The organism is Bacteroidia bacterium, assembly GCA_033391075.1.
Classification (GTDB): domain Bacteria; phylum Bacteroidota; class Bacteroidia; order J057; family J057; genus JAWPMV01.
The window spans coordinates 5280501-5299291 of record JAWPMV010000001.1; the positions used below are offsets into that span (position 1 = coordinate 5280501).

The following is an 18791-nucleotide window of genomic DNA, read 5'->3' on the forward strand; positions in this document are numbered from 1 at the left end:
CACTTGAGTTTCTGCCCCTTACTCCAAAGTAAAAGCCCCGACCGGAAGGTACGGGGCTCATACATATACTATTGAAAAACTTCCTATCTACTGATCACGAATTTCGCATAGCCCAGGCGTTTTGCACTAAAGCTATTTCCGTGATTGGCCATCAGATGCAGGATGTAGGTTCCTTCTTTTACATCACTTACATCCAACTCCAGGGTATTTTCTCCATTGAAAAGCCGCAAAGATATTTCCTTTACCAACTTTCCATTCAGATCAAATATCCCTGCCGTAGCCGGCTGCATACTTTCCGATTCCAACCTAAGCTTCATCAATGCTGATGCCGGATTAGGCCATAAATTGAGGGCTTGACCTTCTGGGAAGAGATCGATATTCGTGGGACCTCCGCCGCCGCCACCTCCGCCACCAGTAGGTGCAGGCAGATCTACGGTAAGGTCACAGGCAGGATCTGCTTTAAAGTCAACCGTATTACCCTGATCGTCTATAAAATTGGAGTTGACCAGGTCTGGCAGATTGACTGCATGATCATAGAATTCCATAACATCCAGGGTTCCGTAATTCACCCCAAACCAGTCCATCATGACCGAGGAAAGAATTTGACGGTAATCCCATTCAAATCCCACCAAACGGTTTCGATTGATATTGACGATGTCAGGATTATCCCCTAATACACCCCCATCAACGCCTTTGCCAAAGACCACCATAGGAGCCGAAGTTCCATGATCTGTCCCAAAGGTTCCATTCTCACCCACCTGGCGACCAAATTCTGAAAAAGTCAGACCGATTACTCTGTCATCCAGTCCCAGTCCTTTTAGGTCTTCCATGAACGCGTTTACGGCTTCAGAAAGGTGATATAGCAGGGTACCATGTCCACCAAAGGAAGGTTTATTCATCAAGGCCTGATTTTCATGGGTATCAAATCCCCCCATTCTTACCAGGAATACCTTGGTTTTAATCCCTCCAGCCAGCAAGCGTGCAACCGTTCTCAACTGAGGAGAAAGCGGATTATTCTGGAATCGACTCGCATTGGAGTGGTAGGTCATCGGATAAGTAACATTGGGGCTATTGGCACCCAAATTATACACATCCGTCAGACGCTGAGCATATACATTCGTAGTACGCTCTACATCTGTGATGAACTCAAGTTCACGACCATAATCAGAATCAGGGAAAGTATCCGGAAGAGCTCCTCCCAATCCATTTACCTGAGCGGCAAAGTTGCTGGGATTGTTGCTAAGGGTAATTCCCATAGGAATACCCATCGCCCGGTGGAAGCCCAGAGAAACAATATGGCTACCAAATTCCAAACCTGGAGGATCAGGCATATCGGTACTCGGATACTGATCCGGATAATTGGTAAATCTGTGATCCAGGTAACGACCAAACCAACCGGAATCCGGATTTTCGACCATACTCGGGCCATCCTTTCCACTCAACCAAATATCAGTCCCTCTAAAGTGAGAACCATTGATATTGGGATAAGCTACATTTTGCACGACCTTGAGTTTTCCCTGATCATAGAGATTTTTAAATCCTCCTAAATCCGGGTGTAATCCAATTTGCTGATTGCTCGGCAAAGTGGTATCCAGGTCGATATATTTTCTCACACCTACATTGTCAATTCCAATGCGGGGTCGCAAATTTCTATAGGTATTGTATTGATCCAAAGGAACGAAGGTATTTATACCATCATTTCCTCCAGACAATTGAATGATCACCAAAACCCGATCCCCTACTTCTTCACAGGTAAAAGAGCTGGTCATCAAAGATTCGGCCATCGCACGTACAGGTACTCCACCCAGTGCCAAAGGAGCTGCTATCATTGGCAATGCTCCTCTCATAAAATCTCGTCTTTTCATAATTTTTACGTTAAGAGCATTATGCTAATGAATATTCAGGCGACTGCAGGATGCCACGAACCAATTTCTCGATTTGCTGACGTACCGCTACGTCATCTCCAGAAGCTACATAGGTATCCCATTCAAACATCCAGCTGGTTTCGCTGAGGTTATCAAGAAGGATTTCGTCCATGAAGTAAGAGAAACGGTTGGCATCTATACCTTCCGGCAAGAGATAATCGATCAACTCCTGCACCAGATGATGTGCAATTCTGGCTCCTGCATGCGGTCCGGGATTGCCCATAGGATCATTTCCCGTGTATTCCGTAATATTTGCAGGATTATTTACCCAGCTCATCAAATCCAGTCGGAGCGGATCATTCCCATAGATATGTTCTTCTATGATCTGATGTCGCGCTGGAAGAGATTTCGAATTCATCCATAAGCGATTGAAATCCGGATTTTGATAAATCGGCGGATAACCGGCTACTTCTGGTGGCATGAAGAGATCAAAGCAGGCCTCAGATTGAGGTCTTTGTATCCCAAAACGATAGAAGGTAACATAGGAAGCAAAAGCATCCAATGCAGGATCCGGAATGGGAAGATCAAAGTAGCGAATCACGCCAACCTGTAGCTCCAAAGGAGACTTGATCAGGCCACCTACAATTTCATCGGTGGTATCCGGATTGCCCTCATCGTAAAAGTGTTCACTTTTCAACAATTGCTTGAGAACCGGAATGACCTGATAATTGTTGTTCTTGAGATTGTTGGCCAAAGGTACGATGATATCATCTTCGACCTCCTGGGTAATCAGAGGCCTTACAAAGAATCTATACATCCTTCGGGTGATCTCCAGCGCAGTTGCGTCCTGAGCGAAGATCATGTCTACAAACTCCTGAACTTCCAGGATCATATCCGTTTCAAGGGCCCTTCCACCAATAATGGTATTCTGGAAGGCATTGGAAAAGATTTTGTCAGTGGTATCGTGACGACCTATGTCAAAAGTGGCTCGGGGCAATCCAGTATCCGGATCAAATCCTAAAGGATCATCCCAGGCATCGTTTCGACGAAAACCCGTCATCAAACGGGCAGCCTCAGCTACGTCCTGCTCGGTGAAAGTGGTATAATCACCTTCTCCAATCTGAGGACCTTTACCAATGGTGAATAGTTCAAAGAATTCTCGCACAAAGTTTTCATTGGGACTGTTCTTTTCACTTTCCCCGATATCGAGGAAATCATTCATCCCATTGTCGAGACACATTTTTAGCGCAAGATCCTTGTAACTTTTATCTACATAATGATATAAAAGTCTAAGGGTATAGTAGTGGTTTTCACTGTATTCAATGACATCCAAACCCGTCACGAAACTACAGTGCAAAAAGAAAAATACCTTTTGCACAGCATTTACTGCGAGATTGGGATCAAAGATTTGGTGCAACCACCAGGAGTTGACGATAGCTTTGAGGTCATCGTCATCAGAATTAGCTCCACCACGGCCGGTAACAACCCAGGTAAGGCCAGTGGCAGGATCAACGGGGGGAGGGGGAATCGGAGGAAAATTCATCAACAAATCGACAGCCTCGTCTGCAGTCCTCGATGCTAAATCATCAATTTCTGCTCTTTTAGGTCCGAAGGTAGTCCGCCTGAGCAAATGAGCAGATAACCGACGACCCAACTGTCCATTTCTTTGAGCTAATGATGCCATGTCAAAGATTTTTTTAAATGAAACAATTAAGCTCCGTCAGGGTGTTTTATCACTCTTTTCATATAGAAAAAAGTGATACAGGTTAATAAATACGTTAAAAGTGCTTACCCCAAGTACAAGAAGCAGAAATATTCAATTTTCGCCTCAATATAAACGCTTTCACTGAAATTTCCTTAAATGAATTATTTACGCTGTGTTAAGATTCCAGGCTCTTTTGTCGGAAAAGCTTGAACAAAGAGACAAAATTCGGCCATATAATTGCTGAGATAAATATGTAATATTTGCTCTCGGATGACGGGGGAACTCATGAGAGAAACCTGCATCTTTATGATAGATAAAACGATTACAAAAAGATGGGGTTATTAACTAAAAGCAAATTTACCGGAGACGAAAAATTCCTGTTCAATTGTTCATTAAACATGGATTTCAAAGCTCCTTTGCGGGTTTTACCAAATGCCGAGAGTATCTTATTTGAGAAAAGTATTAACCTGTTTTAAACAAAAGCCAAAGAAAAAACTGCGGACTTAAGATTCCGAAAATTCTCAATACGAGAAGTAAGGATTCTCTCTTTCGGCCTAATTTTTCTTTATTTGCTGATGTAAGATTATGGACAGAATTTTCCGAATTACACTCATTCTCACGCTCTTTTCCAACGCCCTATATGTTCAGGCTCAACTCCCGCCAAGACAACCCGAGCAGGATTGTTTTGGTGCACTAAGTATTTGCCAGGATGTATATTTTCAGCCTGACTCTTATAGAGGTGCAGGTAGAGATTCCGATGAAATAGACGGAAACACTTCCTGCATGATTCTGGGAGAACGTAACAGTGTTTGGTATCGCTTTCGCATCCAGACGGGTGGGCAGCTTTGCTTTACCATAAGTCCGGTGGATTCTGCCGATGACTATGATTGGGCCTTATATGACATCACCAATTCTTCTTGTGCCGCCATTCCTAACAACCCCGCTCTGGAGGTCGCCTGTAACTGGACCTTCAATACAGGTTGCGGAGGAGAGACGGGACCCAATGGCAGAACGGATTGTCCCGGACAATTTGAACCCTGCCTCACTGTAAATGCAGGAGATAGTTTTGTGCTAAATGTCAGCAACTTTACTTCCTCCAATGCAGGTTACACCATCAATTTCAGTCAATCTACCGCTGTCCTATTTGATGACACTCCTCCCAATGTAACCGGAACCAGCAGTTTCTGTACCGGAGTGACAATCACTTTTGATGAAAATATTCTCTGTAATACAGTTGATCCTTCCGATTTTGCCTTTAGTGGTCCGGATGGTCCTTATACTATTTCACAGGTAATCAGCCCCAATTGTGATACTGCCGGAAATGGTTTCGACAATAGTTTTGACCTCGTCGTTTCTCCGCCTATTCAGCAAGCTGGAAACTATACGATTTCTCTGGTAGGCTTTGTAGGGGATTTCTGTAATAATGGAGCGGCACCCTATACCGCCAACATCTTTATGCCTCTGCCCCCCAATGCAGGTATCAATGCACAAACGGATCAATGCCTGATTGGTAATGCCTTTGGCTTTGATTATACAGGGCCCTCTCAGGCACGTTCTTATCTCTGGAATTTCGGAGATGGAACCAGCAGCACCTTACGACAACCCCTGAAAAATTATTCCAATGCGGGTGTTTATACCGTCGAGCAGATCATTACAGATGTAAATGGATGTAATGATACCGCAACGGTAGATATCAATGTGCTGGACAAACCGGATATTAGCCTGATCACCCCTAATACGGCCTGTCAGGGAGCCAGCATAGATATTCTTCATCAGACTACCTACCCAAATTCCACAGCCGCTAATTTGAGCTGGCGAATGGGAGATGGAGTTATTCAGAGTAATATAGACAGCTTCAGCTATGCCTATACGCGTCCAGGCAGATACCAGGTTTTTCTGGAAGCCTTCAATGCCCTCGGATGTAGAGACACAGCCTCTCGATTTATTCAGGTTTGGCCCAATGCATTGGTCGATTTTGAGGTGGAAGAAGATGTTTGTAATGGAGATAGCGCACACTTCATTTATCGAGGTACTATGCCGCAATTACCCGGCTTCAGTGATTACATCGATACCTGGTGGTGGGATACCGGAGATGGAGATAGTTTAGGCGCACTGACCCATCCGGTACATTTGTATGATTCCGGTGGCGTGTATCCCGTAACTCTTTATATCCAAACCGATAAAGGTTGTGTGGATAGCCTCAGGCAAGATCAGATCATTTATCAACCCGATCCTCCTACGCTGGGAGATGATCCGGTATGCATCGGAGAACAATCACTCCTGACAGCAGTTCCTGATCCGGGCGGAATTAGCAGATGGTATTACAATCCAACAGATGAAGATCCGTTCCAACAGAGCAGCAGTTTCTTCACCCCTCCAGTCGTCTTTCCACAACAATACTATGTGGACCAACTCAGTAAAGAGGGCTGTGTGAGCGAACGGATTCTGGTAGAAGCCACACATTATCCCGTCGGCACAGGAGAAATTGTGCCCTCAGATAGCGTAGTAGAATTTCCCAACACCATCGTCAGTTTTAGCTTGAATGGTGATATTCCGGGGGACCTCTATAGTTGGGACTTTGGAGATGGAAATACCGCTCTCACGCCTTCACCGGCTCATGAGTATAAGTTTCCTAATAAATATCTGGTCAAACTCAATCTCACAGATATTTATGGCTGTCCCTATGACTTCCAAAAAGTGATAGAAGTTAAGAATCTGGTTGTAGTCCATGTTCCCTCTGCCTTTTCTCCTAATGCAGATGGCATCAATGATGAGTGGTACATAGCTACCCGTCTGCTACAGAGATTCAGAATCAGTGTATACAATCGCTTCGGAAATGAAATCTTTGCTACAGAAAATCCTGAATTTCGCTGGAATGGAACCAGTCAGGACGGAAAAGCTGTGAGAGAAGGTGTCTATGTCTATAGAGTTCAGGCCAAAGACAATCTTGGCAATACCATAGACAAAACAGGTACCGTAACCCTCTTCAAGTAGATTCTCACCTAATTTGAGTCGTCTCAAAACACTATTGATACCTCTTCGAAAAGTATCAGGAGTGATTTGAGACGATTCCCTTTTAGATCAGGACTAGATTAGCCTTACATTAAGCGACTAAGTCATGAATCTACTTTTCGAAATCATAGCAAACTCACTGGAAAATATGACACTATTCTTCTCAGTGACTAAGCTGTTTTTACTTTTCTTTTTTTCTTTGGGAATCTGGCTGCACCTATCATGGGGAAGGACCCATCTTAAGGAATTCGTTCAAATAAGGCGCGTCGGGGATGGAAGGCCTGTGGGCGGGCAGGTTTAGCCCTTCAGATTTTGAGCGACTTTTCTAAAAAGTCGCAAAAAAACCCATACAATAGAGGAAAATGAATCTTTCAAATTTGCATATTGAGAGAGAGAAAAAACAAGCTGCAACTACTCATGAAAAGAAGATCCTTCCTAAAAAAAGGCCTCGGAATTGCCGCCACAACTGCGAGCTTTGGAGGCAGTCAAAGCCTGCTTCAACTCAATACCCTTTCCCCAAAAAACAATTCTGATATCATAGTCATTGGTGCAGGAGTATTTGGCGTATGGACTGCATTTTATCTACAGGAATTGGGGGCAAAGGTGAGGCTCATAGACGCTTATGGTCCCGGCAATTCAAGGGCCAGCTCAGGAGGAGAAAGTCGAATTTTGCGTTCTGATTATGGGGATAGATGGATGTATAGTAAAATGAATATCCGCGCCTTTGAACTTTGGGATGCCTGGCAGGAAGAATGGGGGGCATCCTTTATGTATCCGACCGGTAGATTGAAGTTGGGTTTAGGGGAAAATAAAGATAAACTGCTCAAAGATCAGGAAGGCTTAAAAAAGCTGGGAGTTTCCTCAGAACTCCTCGACAACAAAGAACTGAGCTATCGTTGGCCACAAATGAATCTGGAAGGAATAGCATCAGGCATGTACTTTCCCGGTGGAAAAGGAGGTAGTACCCTCATGGCGCGCGAAGCAATCCGGATAGTTGCAGAAGAGTTTGTGAAAAAGGGAGGAAAATTGGAGATAGGTAAGGTAGAAACAGGCAAGAGTATTGGAGGCAAACAAGATCATATCCTCCTGAATCAGAAAGAAAAACTATCTGCAGATACCTATATATTTGCTTGCGGCCCCTGGACTCCCCGTCTTTTCCCAAACTTGTTTGAGGACAAAATAAAGGTAGTCAGAAGAGATGTCTTATTTGTGGGGGCAGCTTCCGGCGACGATCGATATAGTTATCCTAATTTTCCTGTATGGAGTTTCAGTAATCAGGCGGATGCCCGCTATTATGGTATGCCGGACATTCGGGGAAGGGGCTTGAAAGTAGCTCCCTGGCCGGATAACAATGGCATAGATCTCGACAAAGATGATCGTTTGGTAAATATGTACGAACTAAAACGTGTTCGCGAATTTATTGCCAAAAGATTTCCCGGTCTAAAAGACCAGCCCGTGCTCGAAACACGGGTCTGCCAATTGAGTTTCAGCTCAGACGAACATTTCATCATTGACCAACATCCAGAGATGGAAAACATTTGGTTTACCTGTGCAGGTTCAGGCCACGCTTTCAAGCACGGACCTGCTTTAGGAGAATATATTTCCAATCGCATTTACGAAGGAAAAAAGTTGCCGGAATATGATGATGCCTTTCGTCTACATTAAACTTATTCGACATCTACTTTCAACTCTATAGCAGGATGTTGATTGGGTGCTATTATCCCATTTAGCACCTCAAAATTCAGCAGGATTTCTTCTTTTATCTCTAAAGTCTTCACTTCTAGTTTTATCGTCCCTTTAGCAGGAATTTCAACGATATCACTATGTGCATGGAAGCTATACCTACTCGAATTATCGAGCAGGATTTTTGCATTAGATACATTCTCTAATTCTATTAGAAGGACCTGAGTATCTCCTCTGTATTTGGCAGAATTAATTTTCAAACTAGATTCAAATAAAGGCTTTAGAAACTCTTCTTTTCCCACAATCAAATCCTTGAAATAAGCAGCCGTTCGTCCAGCAAACATGGCTTCTTTAATCCCTTCAGCACTTTTATCTTCAGCAAAAACCAGCATTACCGGTCTATGGCCACCTTTTTGAATCCCATATTGCCAATCCACCAATCCGTGAATATCTGAGGTGCCCACTACCGCCAAATCATTATCCAGCGCCATTTGCAAGGCTTCATCTGAATAGGTCAAATCATTCACTACCTCTATCCCATGCAAAAGATCTTTTTCGATCAACTCTTTGTGCATATCCGTTATAGTTGCGATGCCATCTTTTCGCTGAGAAATCCAATTAGGATGGTTCCAGAAAACAAAGGCTCCTTGCTTTTTTGCTTCCTCAAAGACTTTCATCGGATCTTTATCCATGAGTTTATTGGCATCCTCAATAAAAATCGCATTGCTATGTCCCGGAGGCATGTCGCGGGTGATCTCTGCTCCATGAATGATCAATAAGTCGTGATCTCTGGCTTCACGCATCGCAATTTCATAGGATCGGTTTCTATCCGGATGAGGAATATCATCCAGGTGAGGTTGGTATTCTAAATGTTCCGTAAGGGAAATCGCATCCAGGCCGTCCCGGAGAGCTTCCATCACCCGGATATCCGGCCAGACACTCCCATCAGAAAAGACCGTATGAATATGAAAATCGCAAGCCAGGGTTTTAAATCCCGGAATATCAGGGAACTCTATGCTGCGGGAATAGGTATGGCTATGGTCGCTTTGTGCAAAAATGAAAGAGATACATAGCAAGAGAATAGTGAAGGTAGTAGTAGTTTTCATTGGAAAAAGCGTTTTTTCCAAACTACGCATTTGCTTGAGAAATGGACAATAGGAAGACTAAGAATTCCTGGATTTTATAGGCTATCTACCAGTTTTTTCGCTCTGGTTACACAATCTCCCACAGAAACTCCCTGAATATAATTCCCTATGAGATAAAAATCAGGGAGGCTTTCCTGGGCTTGACGAATTTCCGAAAGAATTTCCGGATGCCTCATGCTGTATTGTGGAATGGCATATTTCCAGTAAGACAAATCCTGAAATACGGCTGGAGATTTGATTTTCATAATTTTTTCAAACTCCTGCTGTGCTTGTTCAATATGAGATCGCGAATGCTGAGGGTCCAAATCAGGCTGGCGAGCCCCTCCCACAAAGAGGGTAAAGAGGCGTTTTTCCTTTGGGCTTCTTTCTGAAAAAATTCCTGAGTTCCAAATAGCACCTAATAAAGCAGTATTTTCTTTAGGAGGAATGAGGAAACCAAAGCCATCTACCGCTTGTCCCAGGGCGGTCGCATCATAGGCAAGATGCAATAATATCATGGGAGCATAGGGTATCCGCAAAAGGGCTCTGCTGAGCTCAGGAGACATTTCTTCCAGCATATTTGCTGCATGAGCAGGAGCTGCATAGATGAGCTGTTCCGCTTCAAAGCCCATTCCTTCGGCCTCTATTTGATATCCTCTTTCCGTCTTTTTGAGATTGTCAACTGCTGTAGAAGTCCGAATCGATTCGCCACAAACTTCCCTGATTCTTTCCGCCAACTTATTCATCCCTCCTTTCACTGCAAAAATACTCCTTTTCGGAGCTCCGGATTTTTTAGCTTCTTTTTGTCGGGCAATCAGGCCTTTCAGCAAAGAACCTTTTTCCTCCTCCATCTGTACCAAAGCAGGCATCACAGATTTCATATGCATCTGTTCAGCTATGCCCGCATAGACTCCCTGTAAACCTGCAGCTACCAAATATTCATAGGCTTCTCTGCCAATTCTTCGACTAAAAAATTCTGCTACACTTTCTGTCCCATCTGATTTTGAGGAAACGAAGGCTTCCCTGGCCAGACGCCATTTTGCTGAACGCGAAAGTAAACTTGATTTGAATAAAGAAAGGGGAGACTGAGTCAAAGCGTGAAGCGATCCATTTCGGTAGATATATCGTTTATGGCTGCTTTCGAAAGGCTTCTCAATTTCGGCCTCCAGGTCTAAGTCAGCAATCATTTCCTGGAGCTCCACATTCATAGCCACCGTATTCGCCCCTCTCTCCAGTGAATACCCATCCAGTTTCTCACTCTTTAAGGCGCCCCCACTTTGCTGTTCTTTTTCCAGCAAGACAAATGGGATGCCTTTCTTGTGTAAATAAAAAGCAGCTGTCAAGCCGGATATCCCTCCCCCTATGATCGCAATTTGAGTTCTCATACAAGCCAAATATCAGGAATGGGCAAATTCTTCCAGGCGGAAATGTGCCTTACACCATTTAGCTACTACCCTTGCCCAGGCTGCATTATCATTGAGGCAGGGAATCAGGGTAAAGGACTCACCTCCCGCTTCGAGATATTCTTCCTTTCCTTCCATACCGATTTCTTCCAGGGTCTCCAGGCAATCAGAAACAAATGCCGGAGTAACAACCAGCAATTTCTTTTTGCCCTCGGCCGGCAGTTCTTCCAGCACTTTATCTGTATAAGGCGTCAACCAGGGTTCGCCAGCCAAACGAGACTGGAAAGACACACTGTATTTTTCTTTGGGGATGCCCAACTTTTCGGCTACCAACTGAGTGGTCTTAAATACCTGATGACGATAGCAGGTATGGTGAGCTGCATTGGCAAGTTCACAACAATCTTTCCGACTCATGCAATGAGATTTGCTCGGATCGCCTTTTCGGAGGTGGCGTTCGGGAATGCCGTGATAGCTAAATAGCAGATGATCGTATTCTTCCTTCAAATAGGGACGCATACTTTCGGCTAAAACCTCTATGTAGTCTACATCCTCATAAAAAGGTGCCAGGGTCTGAACTTTCAGATTAGGATATTCCTTGTTGATGACCTCCTCAGTCTTGACTACCACAGTCTCAAAAGAAGACATGGCGTAGTGAGGATAGAGGGGAACCAGGAATATCTCTTCCAGATCGGGATTGGCATCCTTTAGTTTCTGGATGGCAGATGCAATCGAAGGCTTGCCGTATCTCATTCCTAATTCGACCGGAATCGGCAATTCCTTTTTGAGGAGCTCAAAGAAACGATAACTCAAAACAATGAGGGGAGAGCCTTCTTCCCACCAAATTTTCTTATAAGCTTTCGCAGATTTCTTGGGTCGGGTATTTAGGATAATGCCTTGTACCAAAAATTTTCTAAGGAGAAGTGGTACATCAATTACCCGTTCGTCCATCAGGAACTCATTTAGATAGGGCTTTACGTCTTTGGGCTCAGGAGAATCTGGCGAACCCAGATTTACGATCAATACTGCTTGTTTCATTTATCTCAGGAATATCCGATTTAAGAAATACAAAGGTAGAAGAAAAATCCGGCAAAAATGTTCGATTTATTTCGACATTTTTTTGCCTTTCCTGACAAGAGAGAAGATATATGGCAGGCAAAAGCAGCCTTAAACACATTAAAACCGTCCTTAATTAACTTGAAACGGATTTATTTATAATGAATCTAAAATGAGTAAGAAATACTCTTTTTGATATTTATACTTCCTTTTTGGGCATTTTTATTCCCGATTCAGGGGTATTTTTGTAACATATTCTATCAGAACAGAACCTGAGCATGCTGCAAAGTGAGGATCGTTTTTTTCAAATAGGCCTTAGTTTCAAAAAGGCCAATCTCCAAACCAGAGAAGCCTTCAGTCTGAGTAATGAAGCTATGGAAGCTTTATTGGAGGACTATAAAAGGCGCTTCGGCAGAGGTGCATTTGCAGTTAGCACCTGTAATCGTACAGAGCTTTATGGTTTTGCGCCACAAGCAGATGATTTGCTTAGCCTATTACTTACCTATAGCAAAGGAAAAGCAGAGAGCTTTGCAGAATTTGGATATATAAGAGAAGGCCACGAGGCAATCAGCCATCTTTTTCGGGTTGGCTCGGGATTAGAATCCCAGATCATCGGAGATTTTCAAATCATCAGCCAGGTAAAGCAAGGCTTTGAATTGGCGAAAAAGATGGGCTGCAGCAATGCCATGCTTGAGCGACTGGTCAATCTTGTTATCAAAAGTAGCAAACGCATCAAAAATGAAACAGGCCTGAGTAGTGGCACCACATCTTTGGCTTATGCGGCAGTACAAGCCATCAGAAAACAGTGGGACAGTAAAACTGCCGCTCCTAACATTCTCCTTTATGGAGTGGGTAAGATAGGAAGAGCTACCTGTGATAATTTGTACCGCAAATTTCCCCAGGCCAAAATCACCCTTATCAACCGTACGCTAACCCGTGCAGAAGAGATGGCCATGAAATATCCGGTAGAAATTGCAGCTATCGATCGGTTGAGTGAAGTGGCTCAGTCATCTGATGTAGTCGTTGTTGCAACGGGAGCGGATGAAGCGACTCTATTGAAAGAACATTTTGAAGGGAAAGAGAAGGGGAAGTTATTAATTGACCTTTCTGTACCTCGCAACATAGATTTGAAACTCCTGGAAGAAGGAAGAGCCGAAGTCATTGATGTAAATGGCTTAGCAGAAGTGATGAATTCAGGATTAGAAAAACGAAAAACAGAGATTCCCAAAGCAGAAAAGATCGTAGCGGAGGAGGAAGCAGCGTTTAGCAAATGGCTGCAAAACAGAAAATTCGCCCCTATGCTTAATGCGATTAAAGAGAATCTGCAGGAAATCAAAAGTCGCGAAATGCGTCGATTGAAAGAAGATATACACGAGGATGCCAAAGGGCAGGTCGACTTATTGACTGACCGCATCATCCTCAAGATCACCCGCCAGGTCGCTTTGCACCTCACCAGTCAAAGCGAAAATCCAGAAGATAGTCTCCGGACCATCGAGAGCATATTTAGATTGAGCGAAGAAAGCAGGGCTACATGATCAGAATCGGAACCCGAAAAAGTAAACTTGCCTTGTGGCAGGCAAATACAGTAAAAGCACTTCTGGAAGAACATGCCCTCGCGAGTATGTTACATCCCATGAGTTCAAAAGGGGACCTGATTACAAATAAACCTTTGCATCAAATCGGAGGTACAGGTCTTTTTACCAAAGTGCTGGATGATGCTCTTTTGAATAAAGAAGCCGATCTGGCTGTTCATTCCCTGAAAGATTATCCAACTGTTATCCCTGAAGGTTTGCATTTGGCAGCTGTATTGCCACGCGCCTCTGCCTTGGATGTACTGGTTTATAAAGGAGAAAAAAATCTGTTCTCTCAAACAGAAGCGAAGGGCTCTATCCTGACCGGAAGCCCGAGAAGAAAAGCCCAATGGCTACATCGTTATCCCAATTTTGAAGTCTTTGGCCTGAGGGGCAATGTTCCTACCCGTTTGCAAAAACTGGAAGATTCAGGTAGTCAGGGCGCAGTATTCGCGAAGGCAGGTTTGGATCGTTTGGACATACTGCCAGAGAATCACCTCCTCCTTGATTGGATGATCCCCGCACCTGCACAAGGCATTATCGCTTTGGTTTGCAGAAGTTCAGAGCAAGAGCTCATTCAGAAACTTCAGTTACTCAATGATGAAGATGCTTTTCTTAGCGGAAAGATTGAAAGAGATTTTTTAAACGGGGTTGAAGGAGGATGTTCAGCTCCGGTAGGTGCGCATGCTGTCATCAAAGGAGAGGAAATTCATTTCCGAGCAAAAGTCAATAGCCTGGATGGGAAGCAAGAAGTTTATCTGGAAGAGGTAATTGCCAAACAAGGAGCTGAGGATGCGGGTTTTTTATTTGCTTCAACAGCCCTGAAAGCAGGAGCTGATTCAATCATAGAAGAAATTAAAAGAGAAGAACTCAGGGCTTAGGTCCTGGTATATAAAAAGATTATGCAGAATATAGTTAGTACAGGAATAGAAAATGCCTTGCTGATGAGAGCCCTGAGAGGGGAAGAAGTTTCTCGTCCACCCGTTTGGATGATGCGTCAGGCCGGAAGATACTTGCCGGATTATATGAAGTTGCGGGCGAAATATACATTCTTTGAAAGAGTAGAAACACCCGAATTGGCTACCGAGATTACCGTCATGCCTGTTGATCAGGTAGGAGTAGATGCTGCGATTATTTTCTCCGATATCCTGGTAATCCCCCAAGCCCTGGATTTTGAAGTAACCATCAATCCAGGCGAAGGTCCCAGATTACCCAGGACGGTTCAAACGGAAGCGGATGTAGACAATATCGTAGTTGGAGACATCGCCGACCGCTTGCACTATGTCATGGACGCCTTGAAGTTGACCCGTTCGACTTTGCCTGCAGATGTACCCCTGATTGGATTTGCCGGAGCTCCCTGGACGCTACTTTGTTATATGGTAGAGGGTCAGGGTTCCAAAAATTTTGCCAAGGCAAAGGCTTTCTGCTTTACTCAACCCCAGGCAGCTCACAAACTTCTGCAAAAAATTACGGATGCCACCATTCTATATCTCAAAGCACAGATGGAAGCTGGTGCCAACTTATTACAACTTTTTGACTCATGGGGTGGCCTACTCGCACCCAATGATTTCATGACTTTCTCTCTGCCTTATCTCAAACAAATCGTAGAGGCTTTGAAACCTCATCCCATGATTGTTTTTGCAAAAGGCTGTAGTCATGCCTATCCTGAATTCACTGCCAGTGGAGCAGCTGCAATTGGAGTAGATTGGGGCGTAAGGCCGGGAGAAGCCAGAAAGCTGGCCGGAAATGATATCACGCTGCAAGGGAATTTTGATCCCTCAAGACTACTTGGACCCATCCCTGAAATCGAGCGCATGACACGCGAGATGGTTGAGGCCTTTGGTACACAAAAATATATCGCCAATCTCGGACACGGCATCCTACCCAATGTTCCGGTAGATCACGCAAAAGCTTTCATTGATACCATCAAAAGTTTCGGCTAATGAACATCAGAGAAAATTTTGTCAACTATATCCATGAGCTGCAGAATGAGATTTGCGCAGGACTGGAAGCTGTAGATGGAAACGGAAAATTTGAGGAAGATGCCTGGGAAAGACCCGGAGGTGGCGGAGGTAAGACTCGTATCATTCGAGATGGAGATGTTTTTGAAAAAGGCGGGGTAAATATCTCTGTCGTTCATGGAAAACTGCCAGAAGTGATGCAAAAAAACCTGGGGGTTTCACAGGCAGATTTCTTTGCATGTGGACTGTCCCTGGTAATTCATCCTCACAATCCGATGGTGCCTACTGTACATGCCAATTTTCGATACTTTGAAATGTATGGGGAAAATGGGGAAATCGTCGATCGCTGGTTTGGCGGAGGGGCGGATATGACGCCTTATTATATTTGGCCGGAAGATGCCATTCATTTCCACAAAACCCTCAAGGCAGCCTCAGATCCTCATGGTACAGAACTTTACCCCAAATACAAAAAGGCCTGTGATGAATATTTCTTCAATGCCCACAGAGATGAAGCCAGAGGAATCGGAGGAATGTTTTATGATTACCTAAAGGATTCAGAGGAAAGAAGCATAGAAGACTGGTATGCCTTCAATACAGATATGGGGAAAAGCTTTTTAGCTGCTTACCTTCCCATAGTAGAAAGAAGGAAAGATTTGCCCTATAGTTCAGAACAAAAAGAATGGCAGGAAATCCGCCGAGGCAGGTATGTAGAATTCAATCTCATTCATGACCGGGGTACGCTTTTCGGTTTGAAGACGAAAGGAAGGATAGAATCTATACTGATGAGCCTGCCTGCAACTGTAAGATGGGAATATAATCACCAGCCGGAGGCAGGAAGTCGTGAATCAGAATTACTGGAAGCTCTGAAGCCCCGAGATTGGGCCAATGAGAGCCTGAATTCCCTTGCCTAAGTACACAAAACATTTATTTATTATATGTCAACTTTCCCGCTAAGGAGAAGTCGAAGATTAAGACAAAGCCCGGCCATCCGAGAAATGATTAGGGAGACTCGCCTGCATGCGAGCGATTTTATTGTCCCTCTATTTATTACAGAAGGCAAAGGCAAGCAGGAAGAAATCCCTTCTATGCCGGCTTATTATCGTTACAGCCTTGACCTGATAGAAAAAGAGGTCAAAGAAATATGGGACCTGGGCTTAAAGAGTGTTCTGCTTTTCGTAAAATCTGATGATTCCCTCAAAGACAATGCAGGCACTGAAGCACTCAATCCAGACGGATTGATGCAAAGAAGCATTCGCAGCATCAAATCTGCAGTGCCTGATCTTTGCGTGATGACAGATGTAGCGCTCGATCCCTATTCTTCTTTCGGGCATGACGGAATAGTAGAAGATGGAAAGATTGTCAATGATGAGACGGTAGATGTTTTGGCAAAAATGGCGGTAAGCCATGCCGAAGCAGGTGCTGACTTTGTAGCTCCTTCTGACATGATGGATGGACGAATATTGGCGATCCGTGAGGCCTTGGAGGAGAATGATTTCACGGATACTGGTATCATGGCTTATAGCGCCAAATATGCCAGCAGTTTCTATGGCCCCTTCCGTGATGCCCTGGATTCGGCTCCCGGTTTTGGAGATAAGAAAACTTATCAGATGGATCCTGCCAATTGGAAAGAAGGAGTAAAGGAAGCCGTGGATGATCAGGAAGAAGGTGCCGACATTGTGATGGTTAAACCGGCCATGGCTTACCTGGATGTAATTCGCCAAGTGAAAGAAGCCGTAGAAATTCCGGTTTCTGCTTATCAGGTCAGCGGAGAATATGCCATGATCAAAGCTGCGGGCATACAAGGCTGGCTGGATGCAGAAGCGGCTATGTGGGAATCCCTCATCAGCATCAAAAGGGCAGGAGCCGACCTCATCGCCTCCTACTTCGCCAAAGAAGTAGCTAAACAACTCTAACCCCCTAACACTCTCGAACGCTAATACACTTATGTATCCTACAAGCAAAGATCTCTTCGAAAGAGCTGCCAAAACTATCCCTGGAGGCGTAAACTCTCCGGTTCGTGCCTTCAAATCTGTAGGCGGAAGTCCCCTATTCATCAAAAAGGCAGAAGGAGCCTATCTCTATGATGAAGATGATAGAAAATACATAGACTATATCGGTTCCTGGGGTCCTATGATTCTGGGTCATGCTTATCCTCCCGTAATTGAAGCTATCCGAGAGCAGGTGCTTTCCTCTACTTCTTATGGAGCACCTACCCGACTTGAGATCGAAATGGCAGAACTCATCTGCGACATGGTTCCCAATGTGGACCTGGTCCGTATGGTGAACTCCGGAACGGAAGCCTGTATGAGCGCGATTCGCTTGGCAAGGGGATATACCGGTCGAAGCAAAATCATAAAGTTTGCCGGATGCTATCACGGGCATGGAGATTCTTTCCTGATCAAGGCAGGCAGTGGTGCCATGACCCTCGGCATTCCCAATAGTCCCGGTGTAACGCCCGGTACTGCTCAGGATACGCTCCTGGCTCCTTTCAATGATATCGAAGCCATTAAAAGCCTTGCTTCAGATCATAAAGGGGAAATAGCAGCCATCATTGTTGAGCCTGTTGCTGGAAATATGGGATGTATACCCCCTCTTCCCGGCTATCTGGAAGGCATGCGTGAAATTTGTACAGAGGAAGGCATTGTTCTCATTTTTGACGAAGTGATGACTGGATTCCGTCTGGCTCCCGGAGGTGCACAAGAATATCTGAACATAAATGCCGATTTGGTAACATTGGGCAAAATTATTGGAGCAGGAATGCCTGTAGGAGCCTATGGTGGAAAGAAAGAGATTATGGATCATGTGGCTCCGGTTGGTCCGGTTTATCAGGCAGGAACTTTATCGGGAAATCCAATTGCCATGATCAGTGGACTGACCCTTTTGAAAGAACTTAAGGCGAAGCCTTCCATTTATACTGAGCTAGATAAACGCTGTGCAGAACTGGCAGCAGGACTTTCAAGTGTATGTGAAAAAGCTGGAATCCCTTATCAAATCAATCGTGCGGGTTCGATGATCAGCCTCCATTTTAATGAGGAAGCTGTAACAGATTTGGATACTTCTGCAGCAGGGGATCACGATCGTTTTCGCAAACTCTTTCATGATATGCTGGAGGCAGGCATTTACCTACCCCCTTCTCCTTATGAATCATGGTTCCTTTCCGCAGCTCTGACAAATGAAGACATTGAGAAAACCATAGAAACCGCTAAGGGAAGCTTATTCTAAACTTATGTATTCCTCAGATTTCTGAAATATTTATCTCCTTCGTTTAGCTTTAACAAAAGCTCGTTTTAAAGCGAGCTGATACGATTCGACAAAACAGAAAGTTTGCAAATTCGTAATATGGGAAATTCCTAAATTAGCGAATATGAAACTTATTCCCCCGTTAAGGTGGAGAATCCCTCCAAGCAGGAACTA

The 18791-nt window shown here is 44.4% G+C and carries 13 protein-coding genes; 8 read left to right on the plus strand and 5 right to left on the minus strand.

What is annotated here, in order from left to right; genetic code table 11:
• Positions 1-83: 83 nt before the first annotated feature.
• A complete protein-coding gene (locus R8P61_21100) occupies positions 84-1865 on the minus strand; it encodes a DUF1501 domain-containing protein (protein ID MDW3649580.1) in 1782 nt (593 codons plus the stop codon).
• Between the two features lie 19 nt (positions 1866-1884).
• Positions 1885-3549 (minus strand): DUF1800 family protein, encoded by a 1665-nt coding sequence (locus R8P61_21105; protein ID MDW3649581.1) that lies wholly within the window; start codon positions 3547-3549, stop codon positions 1885-1887.
• 606 nt (positions 3550-4155) lie between these two features.
• On the opposite strand from R8P61_21105, the gene R8P61_21110 reads away from it, so the two are divergent.
• A complete protein-coding gene (locus R8P61_21110) occupies positions 4156-6564 on the plus strand; it encodes a PKD domain-containing protein (GenBank protein MDW3649582.1) in 2409 nt (802 codons plus the stop codon).
• Between the two features lie 435 nt (positions 6565-6999).
• The gene (locus tag R8P61_21115) at positions 7000-8247 is read left to right on the plus strand and encodes an FAD-dependent oxidoreductase (GenBank protein MDW3649583.1); all 1248 of its coding nucleotides are present in this window, start codon (positions 7000-7002) and stop codon (positions 8245-8247) included.
• A gap of 2 nt (positions 8248-8249) precedes the next feature.
• Here R8P61_21115 and R8P61_21120 read toward each other — a convergent pair whose 3' ends face one another.
• The 3 genes from R8P61_21120 to hemH form a co-directional block, all read right to left on the minus strand.
• Positions 8250-9371, minus strand: coding sequence for an Sb-PDE family phosphodiesterase (locus R8P61_21120; protein ID MDW3649584.1), 1122 nt, complete (start codon positions 9369-9371; stop codon positions 8250-8252).
• A gap of 74 nt (positions 9372-9445) precedes the next feature.
• On the minus strand, positions 9446-10774 hold the full coding sequence (hemG, locus tag R8P61_21125) for a protoporphyrinogen oxidase (protein MDW3649585.1): 1329 nt from the start codon (positions 10772-10774) through the stop codon (positions 9446-9448).
• A 12-nt stretch (positions 10775-10786) separates the two neighbouring features.
• Positions 10787-11827, minus strand: a complete 1041-nt coding sequence (gene hemH, locus R8P61_21130; GenBank protein MDW3649586.1) for a ferrochelatase — start codon at positions 11825-11827, stop codon at positions 10787-10789.
• Between the two features lie 296 nt (positions 11828-12123).
• On the opposite strand from hemH, the gene hemA reads away from it, so the two are divergent.
• From hemA to hemL, 6 genes are read left to right on the plus strand one after another with little or no spacing between them, the layout of a single operon-like run.
• A complete protein-coding gene (hemA, locus tag R8P61_21135; protein MDW3649587.1) occupies positions 12124-13380 on the plus strand; it encodes a glutamyl-tRNA reductase in 1257 nt (418 codons plus the stop codon).
• On the plus strand, positions 13377-14297 hold the full coding sequence (hemC, locus tag R8P61_21140) for a hydroxymethylbilane synthase (GenBank protein MDW3649588.1): 921 nt from the start codon (positions 13377-13379) through the stop codon (positions 14295-14297). The genes hemA and hemC overlap by 4 nt, the downstream gene beginning before the upstream one ends.
• Positions 14298-14318: 21 nt before the next feature.
• Positions 14319-15359: a uroporphyrinogen decarboxylase gene (hemE, locus tag R8P61_21145; GenBank protein ID MDW3649589.1), complete on the plus strand. Its 1041-nt coding sequence runs from the start codon at positions 14319-14321 to the stop codon at positions 15357-15359.
• 5 nt (positions 15360-15364) lie between these two features.
• The gene (gene hemF, locus R8P61_21150) at positions 15365-16288 is read left to right on the plus strand and encodes an oxygen-dependent coproporphyrinogen oxidase (protein MDW3649590.1); all 924 of its coding nucleotides are present in this window, start codon (positions 15365-15367) and stop codon (positions 16286-16288) included.
• Between the two features lie 24 nt (positions 16289-16312).
• Positions 16313-17290 (plus strand): porphobilinogen synthase, encoded by a 978-nt coding sequence (gene hemB / locus R8P61_21155; GenBank protein MDW3649591.1) that lies wholly within the window; start codon positions 16313-16315, stop codon positions 17288-17290.
• A gap of 31 nt (positions 17291-17321) precedes the next feature.
• Positions 17322-18599 carry a glutamate-1-semialdehyde 2,1-aminomutase gene (gene hemL, locus R8P61_21160; GenBank protein ID MDW3649592.1) on the plus strand — a complete coding sequence of 426 codons (1278 nt, stop codon included), beginning with the start codon at positions 17322-17324 and terminating at the stop codon, positions 18597-18599.
• The last annotated feature ends 192 nt before the right edge of the window (positions 18600-18791 follow it).

Bases quoted from the DNA above. Each gene is read 5' to 3' on its own strand.
- R8P61_21100 (MDW3649580.1), bottom strand. From the start codon at position 1,865: ATGAAAAGACGAGATTTTATGAGAGGAGCATTGCCAATGATAGCAGCT.
- R8P61_21105 (MDW3649581.1), bottom strand. From the start codon at position 3,549: ATGGCATCATTAGCTCAAAGAAATGGACAGTTGGGTCGTCGGTTATCT.
- R8P61_21110 (MDW3649582.1), top strand. From the start codon at position 4,156: ATGGACAGAATTTTCCGAATTACACTCATTCTCACGCTCTTTTCCAAC.
- R8P61_21115 (MDW3649583.1), top strand. From the start codon at position 7,000: ATGAAAAGAAGATCCTTCCTAAAAAAAGGCCTCGGAATTGCCGCCACA.
- R8P61_21120 (MDW3649584.1), bottom strand. From the start codon at position 9,371: ATGAAAACTACTACTACCTTCACTATTCTCTTGCTATGTATCTCTTTC.
- hemG (MDW3649585.1), bottom strand. From the start codon at position 10,774: ATGAGAACTCAAATTGCGATCATAGGGGGAGGGATATCCGGCTTGACA.
- hemH (MDW3649586.1), bottom strand. From the start codon at position 11,827: ATGAAACAAGCAGTATTGATCGTAAATCTGGGTTCGCCAGATTCTCCT.
- hemA (MDW3649587.1), top strand. From the start codon at position 12,124: ATGCTGCAAAGTGAGGATCGTTTTTTTCAAATAGGCCTTAGTTTCAAA.
- hemC (MDW3649588.1), top strand. From the start codon at position 13,377: ATGATCAGAATCGGAACCCGAAAAAGTAAACTTGCCTTGTGGCAGGCA.
- hemE (MDW3649589.1), top strand. From the start codon at position 14,319: ATGCAGAATATAGTTAGTACAGGAATAGAAAATGCCTTGCTGATGAGA.
- hemB (MDW3649591.1), top strand. From the start codon at position 16,313: ATGTCAACTTTCCCGCTAAGGAGAAGTCGAAGATTAAGACAAAGCCCG.
- hemL (MDW3649592.1), top strand. From the start codon at position 17,322: ATGTATCCTACAAGCAAAGATCTCTTCGAAAGAGCTGCCAAAACTATC.